General features: G+C 71.3%; 13 protein-coding genes and 1 pseudogene. 6 read left to right on the top strand and 8 right to left on the bottom strand.

Translation table 11 applies throughout. From position 1 onward, the window contains the following. Window positions 1-506: 506 nt before the first annotated feature. A complete protein-coding gene (locus tag O0S08_RS34720) occupies window positions 507-1,901 on the top strand; it encodes a S1 family peptidase (RefSeq protein ID WP_269033734.1) in 1,395 nt (464 codons plus the stop codon). Window positions 1,902-1,997: 96 nt separating this feature from the next. On the opposite strand, the gene O0S08_RS34715 is transcribed toward O0S08_RS34720, so the two are convergent. The 7 genes from O0S08_RS34715 to O0S08_RS34685 all read right to left on the bottom strand — a co-directional run bounded on the left by O0S08_RS34715 (window position 1,998) and on the right by O0S08_RS34685 (window position 9,883). Next, entirely contained in the window at window positions 1,998-2,486 is a 489-nt protein-coding gene (locus tag O0S08_RS34715; protein ID WP_269033733.1) for an HXXEE domain-containing protein, read from the bottom strand. A 72-nt stretch (window positions 2,487-2,558) separates the two neighbouring features. Next, complete coding sequence (locus O0S08_RS34710; RefSeq protein ID WP_269033732.1) at window positions 2,559-3,557, bottom strand: AraC family transcriptional regulator; 999 nt, start codon at window positions 3,555-3,557, stop codon at window positions 2,559-2,561. 266 nt (window positions 3,558-3,823) lie between these two features. Continuing rightward, window positions 3,824-5,044 carry an outer membrane beta-barrel protein gene (locus tag O0S08_RS34705; RefSeq protein ID WP_269033731.1) on the bottom strand — a complete coding sequence of 407 codons (1,221 nt, stop codon included), beginning with the start codon at window positions 5,042-5,044 and terminating at the stop codon, window positions 3,824-3,826. 76 nt (window positions 5,045-5,120) lie between these two features. Further along, window positions 5,121-6,137, bottom strand: a complete 1,017-nt coding sequence (glnII, locus tag O0S08_RS34700; RefSeq protein WP_269033730.1) for a glutamine synthetase GlnII — start codon at window positions 6,135-6,137, stop codon at window positions 5,121-5,123. Window positions 6,138-6,183: 46 nt separating this feature from the next. Beyond that, a complete protein-coding gene (glsA, locus tag O0S08_RS34695) occupies window positions 6,184-8,196 on the bottom strand; it encodes a glutaminase A (RefSeq protein ID WP_269033729.1) in 2,013 nt (670 codons plus the stop codon). 28 nt (window positions 8,197-8,224) lie between these two features. Continuing rightward, window positions 8,225-8,557 carry a P-II family nitrogen regulator gene (locus tag O0S08_RS34690; RefSeq protein WP_269033728.1) on the bottom strand — a complete coding sequence of 111 codons (333 nt, stop codon included), beginning with the start codon at window positions 8,555-8,557 and terminating at the stop codon, window positions 8,225-8,227. Window positions 8,558-8,575: 18 nt separating this feature from the next. Further along, the gene (locus O0S08_RS34685; RefSeq protein ID WP_371879509.1) at window positions 8,576-9,883 is read right to left on the bottom strand and encodes an ammonium transporter; all 1,308 of its coding nucleotides are present in this window, start codon (window positions 9,881-9,883) and stop codon (window positions 8,576-8,578) included. Between the two features lie 325 nt (window positions 9,884-10,208). Between O0S08_RS34685 and O0S08_RS34680 the strand changes: the two genes are divergently transcribed. The 3 genes from O0S08_RS34680 to O0S08_RS34670 all read left to right on the top strand — a co-directional run bounded on the left by O0S08_RS34680 (window position 10,209) and on the right by O0S08_RS34670 (window position 13,302). After that, window positions 10,209-11,936, top strand: a complete 1,728-nt coding sequence (locus O0S08_RS34680; RefSeq protein ID WP_269033726.1) for a histidine kinase — start codon at window positions 10,209-10,211, stop codon at window positions 11,934-11,936. Between the two features lie 15 nt (window positions 11,937-11,951). Beyond that, window positions 11,952-12,671, top strand: coding sequence for a response regulator transcription factor (locus tag O0S08_RS34675; protein ID WP_269033725.1), 720 nt, complete (start codon window positions 11,952-11,954; stop codon window positions 12,669-12,671). A 418-nt stretch (window positions 12,672-13,089) separates the two neighbouring features. Further along, complete coding sequence (locus O0S08_RS34670) at window positions 13,090-13,302, top strand: hypothetical protein (protein WP_269033724.1); 213 nt, start codon at window positions 13,090-13,092, stop codon at window positions 13,300-13,302. 476 nt (window positions 13,303-13,778) lie between these two features. Here the strand turns inward: O0S08_RS34670 and O0S08_RS34665 are convergent, their stop codons facing one another. Further along, window positions 13,779-14,132 (bottom strand): hypothetical protein, encoded by a 354-nt coding sequence (locus tag O0S08_RS34665; RefSeq protein ID WP_269033723.1) that lies wholly within the window; start codon window positions 14,130-14,132, stop codon window positions 13,779-13,781. A 216-nt stretch (window positions 14,133-14,348) separates the two neighbouring features. Between O0S08_RS34665 and O0S08_RS51385 the strand changes: the two are divergent. Together O0S08_RS51385 and O0S08_RS34655 are read left to right on the top strand one after the other, a co-directional pair. Then, window positions 14,349-14,489 (top strand): annotated as a pseudogene (locus O0S08_RS51385) (WGR domain-containing protein); the annotation flags it as partial. 435 nt (window positions 14,490-14,924) lie between these two features. Beyond that, window positions 14,925-17,609, top strand: a complete 2,685-nt coding sequence (locus O0S08_RS34655; protein ID WP_269033721.1) for a hypothetical protein — start codon at window positions 14,925-14,927, stop codon at window positions 17,607-17,609. Window positions 17,610-17,639: the final 30 nt, after the last annotated feature.

Raw genomic sequence — 17,639 nt, 5'->3', positions numbered from 1 at the left:
CCTGGAGCGCGGGGACGCGGAGGGCGATGGCGACGCCGGTCCCGGACCTCGCATTCGGGCTACTTCGCGAATCGAGGCACTCCCCAGCGTCAAAGGGGTGAGCCGTACTCACGAGAGTGACGCGACGCAGATGAAGTCCTGGAGGTCGCGGGCGATGAACCGCGGACCGTCGTCGGGGACGACGCGTGCGCGAGTGTCGGGGGGCGACTCGCAGGCGCGCGGATTTCTTCGCGCTGCGCCTCGCGTCGACGAGGCCCATGACCGGCAGGGATGGCTGCTCCGGACCTCGATGGACGGGGTCGACCGGCCCTTGCCCGGAACCGGCTCGCGCGGGTGCGCGCGACGATCGGCGAGCTCACGGGCCTCGCGCTCGTCGACAGGGCACGGCCAGGCACCGGTCGAATGCAAGCTCGCTCGCACCTCGCTCGCGGCCCTGGCACGGGCGGGCGAGGGCGCGCGGGCAGGTCCAGGTGACGTCCTCCCGCGCGAGCGGATAGGATGGCGCCATGTCTACCCTTGCTTTCATCGCCTGGACTGTTCTTTCCCTGGAGTTGCCCGTCGCCGCCTCGCCCGCCGGGCCGACGCCGATCGTCGGCGGGGAGGTCGCGCAAACCTGCGAGTGGCCCAGCGCGGTGGCGCTGACGAAGTACAACACCGAGTATTGCTCGGGGACGCTGATCCATCCCAACGTGGTGCTGACCGCGGCGCATTGCATCCACCCCGACTCCGGCTGGGGCCTGCCCGAATGGATCGTGTTCGGTGAGGACATCGCCGAACCGCAGCTGTCGATCGGCGTCGCCGACTGCGGGATGCACCCGCTCTACGACCACTACGCGCCCCTGCATTCACCGGAGGACGCGCACGACCTGGCGTATTGCGTGCTCGACCAGCCGGTGACCTCGGTGACGCCGACGCCGCCGATCATGGGCTGCGAGGTCGACCAGCTGACGCCCGGAGCGACGGTGCACATCGTCGGGTTCGGCGCCGACGAGATCGTGCCCGTCGGCGACGGCTTCGAGCTGTTCGGCACCGGCACCAAGCGGTTCACGACGCAGGTGCTGGAGGAGATCGACGACCAGGATCAGCTGTTCTTGCTCGGGATGAACGCGTCGGCCTGCTCCGGTGATTCGGGCGGGCCGGCGTTCCTTCAGCTGGCCGACGGCTCGTGGCGAGTGCTGAGCGCGGCCGCCCGGATCCACCCGGACGCGCCCGAGGACCCGCCGTGGTGCCTGTACGGGGTGGTTCACACGGGGATCTGGGACGAGATGCAGTGGTTCGAGGCGGCTACCGGCTTCGACCTGACGCCCTGCCACGACACCGACGGGACGTGGACGCCCGGGCCGGAATGTCAGGACTTCCCGCTCGATCCGCTGGCCCCGGCGAACTGGACCGACAGCTGCGCGGCCCAGCCGCTGTCCGGGCCGAGCCTGAGCTGCGCGGCCGCCGAGACGGACAGCGATGGCGATACTGATACTGATACTGATACTGATACTGATAGCAGTACGGACACCGAGACGAGCACGAGCACCGACGGCACGAGCTCGACGACGGACGGCGGATCGACGACGACGATGGGCGCCGAATCGACGACGACCGGTGAATCGACGACGACGACCGCGGATCCGAGCACGAGCAGCTCGACGACGAGCGACACCACGACCACCGGGAATGTCGACACGACGACGCTCGAGCCGACGGGCGACGCGCCGACCGGCGCCGCAGCCACGACGGGGCCGGTCACGACGGGCGACGCGGAGGAGAGCTCGGACGCGGGCTCGGACGGCGCGACGACGGGGCAGGCGCAGGGCGACGAGGGCTGCGGGTGCCGTTCGACGGGGACCGGCGGGGCCTGGCTCTTCGGGGTGGTGCTGGCGCTCGGGCGGCGGCGGCGGCGAGCCTGAACGACCGCGGGCGACGAGTGACGGGGCCGCGGCGCCGCGATCTTTTCGTCGCATGGCGACCGCTGCTCGAACCATCGCGTGCCGCGGCGTCGGGCGTCACCGCTGCGGCGGTGCGGCCGCGAGCATCGGCGACAGCTTGAGCAGCAGCACCGGCCACAGCTGCAGGCCGCCGGCGATCAACGCCGCCGCGGCGTAGGTCTGCCACGCGCGCACCCCGGCGCGCCACGCCTCGCGGAACGTCAGCGCCGCGAGCGGCAGGAAGAACACCATCGCGCTGATGCAGCCGGGGTTGGGGTGCCCGCCGGTCAGCGACGGCAGCAGGTGGAACAGCAGGGCGTTTATCACCATCAGCGCGGGAAACACCAGAGCGCACGCGGGCATCCGCCAGCCCAGCGTCGCGGTCGTCACGCCGATGACGATCACCACCGCGTTGGTGACATAGAAGGTCGACCAGCCGGGGAACATCATCCCGACGGACTGCGCCCAGTCGAGCCAGCCGAAGGCCAGCTCTTCCATGATGTGCAGGCCGTACACGGGGACGCAGAGCCAGAGCAGGCCCGAGAAGGGGTCGCGTTCGGTCGTCATGCCTCGAACATGCCGGGCCGCCAGGCGGCCCGCTCGACGCGCGGCGCCAGCCGTCGAACCGAACGCGCCAACTCAGCGGCGGTACTCCGACGGGCTCGCGCCGGTCCAGCGGCGGAACGCCCGGCTGAACGCGCTCAGGTCCGAGAAGCCGAGCATGAAGGCGATGTCGGTCACCGTCGCGTCGCGCCGCCCGAGCTGGGCCAGCGCGGCCTCGCGCCGGACCTCGTCGACCACGTCGCGGAAGCTCGTGCCCGCCTCCCGCAGCCGCCGCTGCATCGTCCGCTCCGACGTGCCCAGCGCGCGCGCCACCGACTCGGCCAGCGCGTCGCCTCCGCCGAGCAGCGCCTGCACCCGCGCCCGCAGCTCGGCGACGAACGCCCCCTCGCCCCCGCGGCTGCGGACCTCGTGCTCGAGCTGCGGCAGCAGCGTGCGCGCCAGCCCCGGGTCGGCGCCTCGCACCGGCAGCTCGAGCACCCCGCGCGGGAACACCAGCGCGTCCTCCTCGGCGTCGAACCGCAGCGGCGCCGCGAACGACCGCTCGAGCGGCGTCGCGTCGCGCGGCGCGGCGTCGCGCAGCCGCACCTCCGTCAGCAGCTCGGGCCGGCCGGTCGCGCGGCGCAGCTTCGTCGTCCACACCGCCAGCAGGAACTGCGACAGGTGCCGCGAGCGCGGCAGCTCGCCGCGGAGCCGGTGGCCGAGCGTCGCCAGCTCGCCGCGCAGCTCGAGCCGCGCGTCGTTGGCGTCGTGGTACAGCGCCTGGTAACGCAAGAACTGCCGCACCATCGTCCCGACGTCCGCGGTGTGGGCCAGCGCGAGGTCGACGATGTCGAACGGCGCCGCGCCGACCAGCTCCGCCGCGAACACTCCGAATGCTGGATCTCCGCTCGCGCTCGCCATCGCCTCCCACACCGCGATCGCGGCCCCGTGCGGCACGCGGGCCGTCGCGTCGCCGATGGCGGAGAGCGAGATCCGCACGCGCTGCGCGAGCTCGGCGAGCGGCCGCCCCGTCCGGGCCGCGGCCGCGAGCAGCGGGACCCGCACGGACTGGATGCACACCCGCGGCTCGGCCATTCCCCCGAGGATATCTCAGCCGCGGATCCGCGCGACGGTTCGTCGCCATCACTCCCGTCGCTTCCGCGCCGTCGTGGCGCGACTCCTGCGACATCTTGGCGCCGACGCGGCGAAGCCGCCGCGTCAGGACGTGCTCGTGGCCGCGAGCGGCGGCGCGAGGCCGGGAGCGTCGTCGTCCGCGCTCGCCGGTCGCGGGCGCACCTGCTCGAGGAGCGCGACGCGGCACATCGGACCCGCGACCTCGCCTGCGCGGTCGATGCGGCGCTTCAGCGCCGCGACGTCGCGAGGCTGCGCTCGATGCTGGCGACGAAGCCGAAGATCAGGCTGTGCTGCTGCGCCGCGAGGCCCTCCGCGCCGTCGACGGTCGCATCGCCGCGGTAGAAGAACCCGCCGTCGCCGAGCGCGCGGTCGTAGCGGTACTCGACGCGGAGCAGCAGGGCGTCGAGGAGGTGGAAGTCGTTGGTATACGTCCCGGCGACGAGCCAGCGATCGAGCACCGGCCCGCCGAACATCCGGCCGCGGTGGTCCCAGAAGAATTCGGGGCGGGCCGCCATGCCCCAGCGGGCGCGGCGGCCGAGCACGTGCCAGCGCAGCGACACCATCCCGTTGGCCCACGCCGCGACCGGCTGTCCTTCGCGCCAGGTCAGTCGTTCGCGCCCGTAATCGCCGACCACGGCGACGGCCCAGCGCTTGCGCGTGTACACCACCTGGCTGTCGATCAGCACCCGCCACGCCGACAGGCGGAGGTCGACGTCCTCGGGCCCGGCGTACACGTTCTGGATCAGCGTCAAGTCCGGCGCGGCCTTGACGACCAGGTTGACGAGCCCGCTCGGGGCCCGGTTGGCGTCGGCGAGCGTGCCGTAGCCGTTGACCAGCCACAGGTTCACCCCGGCGCGCGCCCCGAGCGGCAGGTACGCCCGCAGGCCCGTGAGGACGAAGGGCACCGACGAATAGCCCCACGTGATCGACGCGTGCCAGTTGTCCTTGGTCCAGAAGCTGCCGAAGTGGGTCGGCGCGGGCATCAGCCCCGCCGCGATCTCGACGCCCGAGCGCAGCCGAACCCCGCCCCACGCGCGGCCGATGTGCTTCCAGGTCTCGGGCCCGGAGTAGCGGCCGCTGGCGCCGCCCGGCACCGGATCGGCGGAGTACACCGCGTCGGCCGCGGCGCCCGCCTGGATCGCCACCTCGAACATCCACGGCGACGCGACCGGGTCCTTGCGCACGTAGCCGACGAGCAGGTTCGGGCTGAACTCCCCGGTCCTCGCGGTCACCGGGGTGCCGCGAAAAACATGATTGGCGGGGAAGTTGCTGTTCACCACGTATTGCGTGTCGACGAATCCGCCGACCACCCATCCGGACGGGCGGAGCGGCGGCCTCGCCGGCGCGGGCGCCTTCGCGGCCGCAGAGCCCGCCCGCACGCCGTTCTCCGCCGGCGACCACGGCCCGAGAGCCGGCGGCGAGGCGAGCGTCGCCACCAGGGCGGCCATCCCTAACAACATACCTCACCCCTCGTCCCGGACGCTTCCGATCAATTCACGAATGAATGAATGTCGGGACCGCCGATCAGCCGGCCTTGGCCGTCGCCGCGCCGCACACCGTCTCGACGATCATGCGGGTGACGACATAAGGATCGCTGTTGGCATTGGGGCGCCGGTCCTCGATGTAGCCCCGCTTGTCGCGCGCGACCTGCCAGGGGATCCGGATCGACGCGCCGCGGTCGGACACCCCGAACGAGAAGGTGTCCCAGCGCTGGGTCTCGTGGCGCCCGGTGAGCCGGTCCTCGATCCCGTGGCCGTAATTGGCGACGTGCTCCGCCGCGCGCCCGCGCAGCGCCTCGCAGGCGGCGATGCAGGCGTCGTAGGACTCGCGCATCGCTCGGGTCGAATAATTGGTGTGACAGCCGGCGCCGTTCCAGTCGCCGCGGGCGGGCTTCGGGTCGAAGGTGGCGTCGCAGCGGAACTGCTCGGCGATCCGGCACAGCAGCCAGCGCGCGAGGATCAAATGATCGGAGGCCGCGAGCGGGCTCAGGGGCCCGACCTGGAACTCCCACTGCCCGGGCATCACCTCCGCGTTGATCCCCGAGACCCCGAGCCCCGCCTCGAGGCAGGCCGACAGGTGCGCCTCGACGATGTCGCGCCCGAACACCTGGCTGCCGCCGACGCCGCAGTAATAGGGCCCTTGCGGGGCAGGGTAGCCATTGGTCGGGAAGCCGAGCGGGGTGCCGTCGGGCTTGAGGAACGTGTACTCCTGCTCGAGCCCGAACAGGCTCTCGTGTTCGGCGTACCGCTCGGCCGGCCCGCGCAGCAGCGCCCGCGTGTTGGTCGGGTGGGGCGTCATGTCGGTCATGAACACCTCGCACAGCACCAGCTTGTGGTCGCCGCCGCGGATGGGGTCCGGGACCACGCACACCGGCTGCAGGACGCAGTCCGACGCGTGGCCGGCCGCCTGGTTGGTCGACGAGCCGTCGAAGCCCCAGACCGGCGGCTCCTCGCCGGCCGCGAGGATCTTCGTCTTCGATCGCATCAATGCCGTCGGCCTGGTGCCGTCGAGCCAGATGTACTCAGCCTTGTAATTACCCATTGTCCGAGCTCCTCGTTCGTTGTGGCCGCAAAGCCGGCGGCCGCGGTCACTGGTTCGACGTCGACTCGCAGTCGATCGCCGGGGCCTGCCAGGGCGTCATCTGCTCGTGGCGCGAGGCGAGGGAGTGGCGCCCGAGCAGCGCGACCACCTCGTCGCGGCGGTGGCGGACGGCGTCGTCGAGCGGCGTGCCGCCCCAGCGGTCTTTCGGGCCCACGCGCACGCCCTGGTCGAGCAGCAGCTTGACGACGGGCGCGTGGCCCTCGGCGGCCGCGAGGTGCAGCGGCGTGCGCCGGTCGTAGTCGGCGCCGTCGAGGTCGACGCCGCGGGCGATCAGGCGCTGGATCGCCTTGACCTCGCCGAGCGCCGCCGCCCAGATGAGCTCATTCGTCAGGCCGGACTCGCTGTGCTCCGCCATCGCTGCGGCGTCGCTCGGCGGGCTGAATTGCGCCCCCGAGCGCACGCCGCCGTGCGCCTCGAGCAGCGCGATCACGGCCTCGTGCCCCTGCATGTAAGCGTCGTCGAGCGGCGTGGTGCCCCAGCGGTCGCGCGGGTTCACGTCGGTCCCGCGGCCGACGAACCACTCGACGATCGCCACCTGGCCCTCGGCCGCCGCGAGGTGCAGCGGCGTCCGCAGGTCGTAGTCGGCGCGGTCGATCCCGGTGCCGCGGACCACGAGCCGCTGGATCGCCCCCAGGTCGCCCTTGCTCGCGGCCCAGATCAGCTCGTTGACGCTCTCCGCCCGCGCCTGGACCCGGCTGATCCGCGGGTCCTTCTTCTCGGTGTGGCCGGTGAGGGTGTCGTAATTGTGGAAGTTGAAGGTCGCGACCAGGCGGCGGCAGAACTCGATCCCGCGCACGCTGTTGCCCAGCTTGTCGAGCCGCGGCGACCACGTGCAGATCCCCATCACGTTCGGGACCACGATCATCAGCGCCCCGGCGACCCCGCTCTTGGCCGGCAGGCCGATCGTGAACGCGAACTCGCCGGAATAATCGTACATCCCGCACGAGTACATGAGCGACAGGCAGTGCTGTACGGTCTTGGTCTCGAACACCCGCTCGCCGCTGATCGGGCAGATGCCGCCGTTGGCCAGGGTCGCGGCGACGGCCGCCATCTGCTCGGCGTGGACCTCGATCGAGCAGCACTGGAAGTAGAACTCGAGCGTCTCCAGCAGGTCGGTGCTGGCCGGGAACGCCTGCTTCTCGCGCATGAAGTAGCCGAGGGCGAAGTTGCGGTCGGCGGTCGTGCGCTCGGACAGGTACACCGAATTGTTGAACTTGACCTTGGTCCCGCCGCCGAGCCGGCGCCAGGTGTCCATCACCAGGTCGAAGCGGTCGGCGACGTTGACCTCGCCCTCGCGCTTGAGCAGGGAGCAGCACATGATGGCCCCGGCGTTGATCATCGGGTTGTGCGGCCGGCCGTCGTGGTTCAGCGTCAGCTCGTTGAAGCCGCGGCCGCTCGGCTCGCGGCCGACGTGGCGGTGGACGACGTGCTCGCCGTGCAGCTGCAGGGCGAGCGAGTAGTTGATCGGCTTGCAGGTCGACTGCACGCTGAAGTCGGCCTTCGAGTCGCCGAGCGACAGCCGCTGGCCGTCGACGGTGCACAGCGACACCGCGAACTGGTCGGGGTTGACCCGCGCGAGCTGCGGGATGTACGAGGCGACCTGGCCCTCGGTGTTCGGCAGGGTCGACTCGTAGATGTCGGTGATGTCGCGGCAGAACTCGTCGAAGTCGCGGATCACCATGTTGCCCTGCAGGGCGCGCTCCGCCAGCAGGATGCTGGGGCGGATGATCTCGCAGAACGCCCGGTAGTCGAGCCGGTCGTCGGGGCCGATCCCGGCGAGGAGCTTGCGCGTCTCCTTGAAGCGGTAGTCGTCGAGCGACAGGCCCTCGCGGGCGATCGCCTCCTCGAGGTCGCGGCGATAGATGTAGCTCTTGTTCTCGCTGTCGAGCGAGGTCAAGAGCCGATGTTCGCGGGCGTCTCGCTCCTCGCCGCGCTCGTCGCGGCCGTGCCGGAGCTTGTGGCCGTTGGTGCCGCTCGTGCTGGTGTTGTTCACGCTCATACAGTCACTCCCGGGAGAGAAAAGGGCCCTACAGGGCGTCGATCCCGCGCTCGCCGGTGCAGACCCGGACGACCTCCTCGAGCGGCAGGACGAACAGCTTGGCGTCGCCCTGCTCGTCGCGCACGTTGTCGAGGATGGTGCGAATCACCCGCTCGACCTCGTTCGACGGGACCACGATCTCGACGCGGATCTTCGGCGTGAGGTCGGGGACGAACTCGACGCCGCGGTACAGCTCGGCGTCGCGGAGCCGGCCGTGGCCGGTCACCCGCGAGACCGTCATGTGCGCGACCTGGACGCCGAGGAGCCCCTCGCGGACCTCGTCGAGCCGCTCGTTGGCGATGATGGCGACGATCATCTTCATGACTGCCCCGATTCGTCGTCAGTTCGGATTGAGGAACCCGTAGCCGTGCTCGCCGTGCATGCTGTGATCGATGCCGGCGCGCTCCTGCTCGGCGCTCGCGCGGATGCCGAGCGTGCGATCGACCAGGACCAGCAGCGCCAGCGTCCCCACCGCCGAGACCCCGACGCTCAGCAGGACGCCCTTGAGCTGGTACCACAGCTGGATCGCCAGGCCGTGCTCGGGGAGCTCGCGCAGGAAGAACGTCAGGCCGAGCGCCCCGACGATCCCCGCCATCCCGTGGATGCCGAACACGTCGAGGGTGTCGTCGTAGCCGAGCCGCGCCTTGAGCAGGATCGCCAGGTAGCATGTCAGCGACGCGAACGCCCCCAGCAGCAGCGCGCCGGTCGGCAGCACGTCGCCGGCCGCCGGCGTGATCGCCACCAATCCGGCGAGGATCCCCGAGACCATGCCGAGGCTCGTCGCCTTGCGGTGGAGCACCAGCTCGATCACCATCCACGCCAGCGCGCCGCTCGCCGCCGCGATCTGCGTGACCGTCAGCGCCTGCGCGGTCTTGAGGCCGCTCGACACCGACGAGCCGGCGTTGAAGCCGAACCACCCCACCCATAACAGTCCGGCCCCGACCAGAGTGAGCACCATGTTGTTCGGGTGCATGGCGGTCCGCGGGTAGCCGCGGCGGGCCCCGAAGTAGAATGCACACACCAGCGCCGCGGTCCCGGCCGAGATGTGGATCACGGTGCCTCCGGCGAAGTCGATCGCCTCGCCGCAGAGGAAGCCCCCGCCCCAGATGATGTGCGCGAGCGGGTTGTAGATCAGCAGGCTCCACAGGGCGATGAACAGGCAGTAGCCGCGGAACGAGACCCGCTCGGCGAAGGCCCCGGCGATCAGCGCCGGCGTGATGATCGCGAACTTGCCCTGGAACATCGCGTACACGTACTCGGGGATCGCGTGCTCACGCATGATCGCGGCGTCGATGCCCGACAGCATGAACTTGTCCCAATCCCACCCGATCACCCCGCCGATGGTGGTCCCGAACGCCATCGCATAGCCGCAGACGGTCCACAGGACGCCGATGATCGCCATCGCCATGAACGAGTGGAGCATCGTCCCCAGCACGTTCTTGGTCCGCACGAGGCCGCCGTAGAACATCGCCAGGCCGGGCACCATCAGCAGGACGAGCGCCGTCGAGGTCAACATCCACGCCGTCGTCCCGGTGTCGAGCGCGACCGGCTCGTCCGCGCGGGCGAGCCCGGGCGCGAGCGCGATGGCGGCGGCGACGACCGCGGCTGCGCCGCGCGAGGCGCTTCGTTGTTTCGCTCCTGTCATCATTCTGTCTCCTGCAGCCCCCGCGAGCGCTCGACGGCGAGCCGTGGGCCGCGTCGCGGCGGCGGCGGTGCCCCCGCACTGCCCGTCGTGCGCCGTTCGTCGGTCGCTACGGCCGTTTGTCTGCGCGGACCTGGGGGCGTGTGCGGCGGGTCTCTCCGCATTCGCCGTCGAGTCGGAGCTCGCCGGATCGGCGGCCGTCGCTCCCGACCAACACCTTGACCGAACCCTCGCGCGCGGCGACTGAGGGAATGACTCAATCCGCGGGGGAGCGTACCGCTGCTAGTTTGATGGGCGTATGGCGACTTCCTCCTCCGGAGCGCGCCGAGGTGTGCAGGCCTCGAGGGGCGGGGTCGCCACGCACAGGGACAACGTCCTGGCCCTGCTCGTCCGCGAGGAGTCGCTGACGCGGCGGCTCGGGCACGGCTACGTCCTGGCGCTGGCGATCGTCGCGTTGCTGTGCCTCGCGGGCCTCGTGCTGATCCACGGCGTCGTCCACCGGCACGTCGCCGACGCGACGCTCATCAACGTCGCGGGTCGCCAGCGCATGCTGAGCCAGAAGGTCGGCAAGCTGGCCCTCGAGATCGATCGGGCCCACGCGTCCGGCTCGGCGCGCGAAGCGTCGTCCGCCGGCGCAGAGCTGGCGACCGCCCTCGACGAGTGGCGCGACGCCCACGCGATCCTGCGCGATCGCCCGAACGCGCGCTTGCCCGGGCGAAACAGCGGCGTGGTGGTCCGGCTCGTCGAGGCGGCCGAGGTCCACCTCCTCGCCATCGCCGGGGCCGGCGCGCGCCTCGAGCGATCCGACGGCGCCTCCCGCTCTGCCGTCGCCGCGGCAGTCTCGACGATCCTCGCGCACGAGCCCGAGTTCCTGGCGACGATGGAGGCGATCGTCGAGACCCACGAGCGCGAGTCGCTCGCCGGCGTGCAGCTGATCCGCGACATCGAGAGCGTCCTCGTCGCCGCCAGCCTCCTGACTCTCCTGCTCGAGGCGCTGCTGATCTTCCGGCCGGCGATCCGCCTGCTGGCCCAGACCCAACGCCGCCTCCGCACCGCCCTCGTCGCCCTCGCCACCAGCGAGCGCTCGAAGTCCGCGCTGCTCGAGGCGGTCCCGGACGTGGTCCTCCAGCTCGATCGGCGGCGGGTCTGTCGGCTCGTCCACGTGCCCCCGAACAGCGACCTGCCGGCGCTCGCCGGGCCGGTCGAGGGCCGCTCGCTCGACGCCATCCTCCCGCCCGCCGCGGCCCGCGAGGTCGAGGCCGCGATCGCCCGCGCCCGCGAGTGCGAGCTGCCCCAGCGCTTCGAGCTCGCGCTCCCGGGCCGCGACGGCGAGCGGCGCCACGAGGCCCGGATCGCCCTCGCCGGCCTCGACGACGTGCTGGTCCTCGTCCGCGACGTCACCGAGCAGCGAGCGCTCGAGCGCGAGGTGGTGGCCGCCGTCGGCGACGAGCGGCGCAGGCTCGGTCGCGATCTGCACGACGGCCTCTGTCAGCACCTCGCCGGCCTGTCCCTCCTCGTCGGCTCGCTGGCCCACCGCGCCGGCGCCGGGGGTTCATGTCCGATCGACGCCGCGGCGCTCGAGCAGGTCGGCGAGCTTATCGACCGCGCCCTCCGCGAGAGCAGGCAGATCGCCCGCGCGCTCCATCCGATCGCGCTCGAAGCCGGCGGCATCGCCGGCGCCCTCGACGATCTGGCCCGCTCGATCGAGGCCCTCTACCGCGTCCCTTGCGGCGCAGAGGTCGACCTCGGCGACATGCAGCCGTCGATGCCGACCGCCACCGAGCTGTTCCGGATCGCCCAGGAGGCCGCGAGCAACGCGGCCCGCCACAGCGGGGCGAAGAAGATCCGGATCTGCCTCGTCGGCGACGAGGATCGCCTCCTCCTGACGATCGCCGACGACGGCTTCGGGATGGGGCGCAAACCCGCGAGCTCGCGGGCCGGCGGGATGGGCCTGCGCATCATGCAGCACCGCGCCAACGTGCTCGGTGCGCGGCTACGGATCGACGCCAACGCGGCCGGCGGCACCACCGTCTGCTGCGAGCTGTCGGTCGGCGCCTGACACGAGACAGCAGCGATGACGACGAATCACACGACCCAGCGGATCTTTCTCATCGACGATCACCCGGTGTTCCGCCACGGCCTCCGGCAGCTGCTCGAGGCCGAGAGCGGCCTCGCGGTCTGCGGCGAGGCCGAGGACGCCCCGGGCGCCCTCGCGTCGCTGCAGGCGGGTGACCTCCCCGACCTCGCGCTGGTCGACGTGTCGCTGCCCACCAGCGGCGGCATCGACCTCGTGCGGCGGCTGCGGGTGCTCCACCCGACGCTCCGCTGCCTGGTGGTGTCGATGCACGACGAGCACCTCTACGCCGAGCGGGCCGTCCGCGCCGGCGCGGTCGGCTACATCACCAAGGCGCTCAAGCCGAGGGCGATGGTGGCGGAGATCCGCAAGGCGCTGCGCGGCGAGCTGGCCCTCAGCGAGGGCGCGGCGACGATGCTGCTGCGATCGGCGTACGGCGGCGAGCGCCGGGAGTCGCGCTACGCCAACCTCAGCGACCGCGAGCTCGAGGTCTTCGAGCTGATCGGTCGCGGGATGAAGGCCGGGGCGATCAGCGAGGCGCTGCGCATCAGCACGAAGACGGTCGAGCGCCACCAGGCCGGCATCAAGCAGAAGCTCGGGGTGGCGCACACCAGCGAGCTGCGGCGGATCGCGGCGATCTGGCTCAGCGAGAGCAGCGCCCCGCGACCGCAGGTCGAGGATGGAGGCGACGTGCCGGTCGTCTCCGGCAGCGAGCCCTGAGCCGCGTCACGATCGCCTGCCCCGACGCAACGGCGTGTCTCGAGGTTCCGCGGTCGATGGCATGGGCTCGATCGGCCCGCGGGGTCAGAGAGGGGCGTGCTCATCCGCAGCGCGGCCACGGAGACGAGCTCCGCGCACGCACGAGAGCCGCACTCGGAGACGTCCGAGAAGGCGACCCGGGCGGAGGATGCGCTCGAGTCGGGCGTTGCAGGTACTCAGGTGATTCGAGCCTCTGACGAATGTCCTGTGCGAGGAGTAGTTTTTTCTGTGCACGATGCCGCGGAGCGCGAGTTGCCGAGCGGCGTCCATTGCGTCGTCCGGGCGGCCTGCGCTCGCAGATCGGTCGCGGTGGCGCCGCCGAGTGCGGCGGTATCCCCGCAGGAGGCGCAGCGACGAGAAACGTTGTACAGTCCCGGCCGTGACCCCAGCGGAGCGGATTCGACGGCAGTTCCAGGACGCACTCGTAGAGCTCGAGACGCGCGTCGTTCTCGAGCAATTGAAGGAGCAGCTCCCCTCGCTTTCGCTGCGAGAGCTCGGCGAGCTGCTCAAGAGCCCGATGGCCCGCTCGGTGGCGAGTGTCCCGGCGTGGGAGCTCCTGGGCTCTCCCGCGAATCCGCGGGCGAAGGCGTGAGCGATCGCCCTGCGGGGCGCGGCGCCACGACGATCGATGGTCCTGTGCGACGAGCGTGACGGCGCGGAAGACGTCGGCGGCGAGACGCGGCCGAGCGCTGGCCGGTCTGCGTCCAGAAGGGCCGGGAGTTCGCGGCCGCGGCTCTCGGGTCCATCGGGCTTCGAGGCGCGGTCCCACCGCGACGGCGCCATTGTCGGCACCAGCCGATGACGCAGCTCCGGCGCGAGCGGCGACGCCTGCGTGTTCCGGGCGATGCCGGCCGCCAGCATCGCTTGCTCGCCGTCGTCGCGCCACGGCGCGTGGCCGGCACTCGGGGCGGATCATCGAATCGATGGCTTTTAAAAAATCTCGCGGGACAGTCGACCTCGGCGCCAGCCAGAAGCGCAGCGCCGTCGAGCATGAGCGCTACGGGTGGGCGCACCAGGCTCGAACCCCGCGGTCTCGCGTCCGCATATTGATAATGATGATACGAATGCTCAAGGGTAGCCGACATCCGAGTGCTCGTCGCATTCGCCGTGTCGCGTCGAGTCACCGCCGACTTCGCCGAGCAATGCGGCGGAATCGATCGCCGAGGTACGCGCCGAGAATCGGTGGCTGGAACCGGCGATCGCTCTGCCGGCGGGCCGGCGGAAGACATGGCCGTCCGCACTCGCAGCGTCCCCGCGCTCAGAGGAAATCAGCAGGAAATAGGTGAGGCCCTGCGCGCCCGCGGCCGTCACCTTGACGTCGCCGACCTCGGTGCCGCTGACCTTGACCTCGCCGGGCTTGACCTCGACGGCCACCGGTCCGGCCTTGACGTCGACCTCGCCTGGCTTGTCGACTGCGGACATTCGGCGCCGCGTCGCACCTCCCCCGGTCGCATTCACGCCGAGTCGGGCCGAGTCGTCCTCGATCGGTCGCGGCGAGGGGCCTCGTGGGGCTCCGTGCTCCCGCCGGAGCCTGCGGCCGGGAACTGCCGGTGATTGACAGGGGATCTCGAAACGGGTAGCGAAGTGGGAAGTGCGCTCGAACAGAGCCTCTGTTGCTTGAGGGCCGAGGAGAGGTCGATGCGATCGTTCCTGTTTCAGGATGGAGAGTCCAACAAGTTCTGGGAGATCGCCGTCGCGGGCGACGCGACGACCGTGCGATTCGGGCGCGTCGGGACGACCGGGCAGACGCAGGTGAAGTCGCACGGCTCCGGTGCCGCGGCCAGGAAGGCCGCCGAGGCGCTCATCGCCGAGAAGGTGAGGAAGGGGTACGTCGAGACGGCCGCGCGCGCGGCCGCGAAGGCGGCGAAGGTCGGGGCGGCGAAGGCGGCGAAGAAGCCGGCGAAGGTCGGTACGGCGAAGCCGGTGAGTGCCGCGAAGTCGGCGAAGGTCGAGGCTGCGCAAGCGACGAAGAAGGCGGCGAAGGCGGGTACCACGAAGCTGGCCAGGACGCAGGAGGCCTCGAAGACGACGAAGAAGGCGGCGAAGGTCGAGGCAGCGAAGGCGACGAGCGTCAAGACGGTCGAGGCCACGAAGGCGACGAAGAAGGCTGCGAACGTCAAGACGGTCGAGGCCGCGAAGGCGACGAAGAAGGCTGCGAACGTCAAGAAGGTCGAGGCCGCGAAGGCGACGAAGAAGGCTGCGAACGTCGGTGGCATGATTTCGTTCGTCTCGCCTGACGCGCGATTGACGGCGATCGATCGCAAGCGCCTCGCGGCGCGTCTGGCCGGGGAAGAATCCGAGTATGCGCAGCAGCGCCTGCTCGAGGAGGCGATCGAGCCGTTGCTCGCGGACGACGCCGACGCGCGTCCGGTGGCGTATGCGCTGCTCTGGGAGCTGTGGGCCAACCGCTGGCTCGCGTACGAGACGCTCGCGCCGGCGATCCAGCAATCGCTGCTCGCCACGCTGGCCGAGGGAGTCGAGGCCGGACATTTGAAGTTCGCCGCGCGCGACGTGCTTCACCTGTTCTCCTTCGTCGACGAGCCCGAGCTGCCGGCGGGCTATCGCGAGCTCGCCGACGAGGACTATCGCGGGCTCGCCGACCGCCCGCTGAAGGAGCAAGTGGGGGACGACGAGGGGGGCACGAGCGCGATCGTGACTGCGTTCCCGGGCTGGCCGAAGCACCTCGACGGCATCCTGGTGCGGCTGGGCGCCGAGGGCCTCGCGGCGCTGACGGGCGAGCCCGCGTTCGCGGCGCTCCCTGCGTGGCAGAGAGACGGCGTCCAGGCGGTGCTGCGTCGCTACGGCGTCCGCACCGCCGAGTTCTCGTGCAACATGGCGGCGCGGCTCGCGTTCGAGTTCTTTCACCGCGGCTTCGGGGTCGACGGTGGGACCGGCCGTGACGTGGAGATGGCCGTCGACGGGGAGTGGCGCGACGACGTCCATCTGCCGCTGCGCGACGGACGGTTCGGGCCCGAGCTGTTCCGCTACGTGGAGCTGTTCGCCGACCGCGACGCGTGGACGCGATCGCTGCTGTGGTTCGCCCTGTGTCCGCCGGAGGGGAGCGGCGGTCCCGGGCAATTCTGCGACCTCGTGCCGGCGCTGGACATCGCCTCGCCCGCGCAGCGACGGGCGCTGATGGGCCGGTACGCCGACAGCGCCGACGAGCTGCTGCGATTCGCCACGGTCGACGAGCTGCTCGCGTGGGCGACGGGCGCCGCCGAGGATGACGACGACACGCTGCCCGAGCGCTGCACGCTGCCGGCGCTGGTGGCAGCCGGGCGCCACGGCAGGCCGCTGCCCGAGCCGCTCGTCGCGCAGGTGCTGAAGCGCAAGGGGTGGTCCCTCGACGGCTACGGCCGGCTTTCGCGGGACCCCGCGACGTGGGGCACGCCCGAGGGCCAGGGGCTGCGCAGGACCCGGCACTACATCGAGCTTTTGCGCCAATTGCCGCGGGACCTCGCCAAGCGGGCGCTGCTCGAGCGCATTCAGGGCACCGGCGATTCGGCGCTGATCGCCGGGCTGTTCGACGAGGAGGTGCTCCAGGCGATGGTGACCGCGCTGCGCGCCAAGAAGAAGCCCGACGCGCTGCTCCTGCCCTACGGCGTCGCGCTCGTCGGCGAGGCGGCGCTGGGGCCGTTGTACGCGGCGTGGGCGACGTTGTCGCCGAAGGAGACCGCGGCGGAGCTGGAGATCCGCATGGCGCTGGTGTACGCGCTGGCGCGCGCGACGGAGTGGCCCGAGAAGTTCGATGTGGTCCTCCGATTCCACGGCTGGGGCGATCAATGGCGCGACCCGATCCTCGGCGGATACGGGCACGCCGACGTGTTCTTCCAGCACGAGGTGCGGCCGGCGCTGCAGGCGGCGATCGACAGGCTGCCGGCGGCGCGGCGAGAGGCGGTGCTCGCACGCGCGCTGGACGGCGCAGCGCCGGCCAAGTTACCGGCCTTCGTGCGCGCTCTGCCGCTCGTCGCGTCGACGCCGGTGCTGCACGAGCAGGCCGTGCGCAGCCTGGTGGCCTGCGAGCACAAGCTCGACCTCGACGATTGCCGCAATTACATCGATCCGTTCATCGCGCGCACGGAGGTCGCGGAGCGCGAGGCGATGCTCGTCCTCGCGTTCTCGCTGCCCGGCAAGCGCAATCAGGAGCTGTGGTCGCAATTCGTCGACGAGGATCGCTACGACGCGCTGAGCCGCGGTCGTGGCGCGGTGTCGACGAAGAAGGACGACGTGGACGAGCTCCTCGAGGTGATCGCGGAGAAACGGTGGCGCGGCAAGATGACGAGCCTCGCGGCGCTACGCGCCACCGAGCAGACCGACGGCACCTACAACCAGCGCCATGGCGTGCCTCGCGGGGTCGACGAGACGACGTGGCCGATCTTCGCCGCGAAGGGCGAGCCGATGCAGCACCTGCTCACGATCGATCTCGAGGCGCTACCGGGGCTGAAGCCGATCTTCCCGCGCACCCGGGCGGTGGCGCTGTTCGTCAGCGACGCGGTGCACCACCAGGCGTGGGCGCCGGGCACCGACCACGTCGCAATCGTCCGCCTCACCGAGAAGGACCTGCAGCGGCGGCCGCTGGCCCAGCCGCCCGCGCGGCCGGTCGCGGAGGCGCAGGGGTTCGAGGTGGTCCCGGTGAAGGTCCCCGCGGCGACCTTCGACGACGATCTGATCGAGCGCCTGGACGACGAGGAGGACGAGGAGGCGCAGGACCTCGGCGAGCTGAGGAAGGCAGTGTACGCGCTGCACGCCCGCGCGCTCGGCGAGCCCCTCTGGCTGCAGTCGCCCGAGCCCGCCGGCAGGTTCGTCCTGCAGCTCGACGAGGCGTTCCTCCGCATGAACCTCGGCGACGCCGGGGTCCTGTTCGTGTTCGAGGACACCGCGTTCTTCCAGTGCCACTGAACAAGGGCGGCTCGGCCTGCGAGGTCGAGG

The sequence above is a fragment of the Nannocystis punicea genome (genome assembly GCF_026965555.1).
Taxonomy (GTDB): Bacteria; Myxococcota_A; Polyangia; order Nannocystales; family Nannocystaceae; genus Nannocystis; species Nannocystis punicea.
The sequence above is the reverse complement of the archived record's forward strand: the minus strand, read 5'-3'. Positions and strand labels throughout refer to the sequence as shown.

Coding starts and splice junctions, on each gene's coding strand:
- O0S08_RS34720 (WP_269033734.1), top strand. CDS start 507: ATGTCTACCCTTGCTTTCATCGCCTGGACTGTTCTTTCCCTGGAGTTG.
- O0S08_RS34715 (WP_269033733.1), bottom strand. CDS start 2,486: ATGACGACCGAACGCGACCCCTTCTCGGGCCTGCTCTGGCTCTGCGTC.
- O0S08_RS34710 (WP_269033732.1), bottom strand. CDS start 3,557: ATGGCCGAGCCGCGGGTGTGCATCCAGTCCGTGCGGGTCCCGCTGCTC.
- O0S08_RS34705 (WP_269033731.1), bottom strand. CDS start 5,044: ATGGCCGCCCTGGTGGCGACGCTCGCCTCGCCGCCGGCTCTCGGGCCG.
- glnII (WP_269033730.1), bottom strand. CDS start 6,137: ATGGGTAATTACAAGGCTGAGTACATCTGGCTCGACGGCACCAGGCCG.
- glsA (WP_269033729.1), bottom strand. CDS start 8,196: ATGAGCGTGAACAACACCAGCACGAGCGGCACCAACGGCCACAAGCTC.
- O0S08_RS34690 (WP_269033728.1), bottom strand. CDS start 8,557: ATGAAGATGATCGTCGCCATCATCGCCAACGAGCGGCTCGACGAGGTC.
- O0S08_RS34685 (WP_371879509.1), bottom strand. CDS start 9,883: ATGATGACAGGAGCGAAACAACGAAGCGCCTCGCGCGGCGCAGCCGCG.
- O0S08_RS34675 (WP_269033725.1), top strand. CDS start 11,952: ATGACGACGAATCACACGACCCAGCGGATCTTTCTCATCGACGATCAC.
- O0S08_RS34665 (WP_269033723.1), bottom strand. CDS start 14,132: ATGTCCGCAGTCGACAAGCCAGGCGAGGTCGACGTCAAGGCCGGACCG.
- O0S08_RS34655 (WP_269033721.1), top strand. CDS start 14,925: ATGATTTCGTTCGTCTCGCCTGACGCGCGATTGACGGCGATCGATCGC.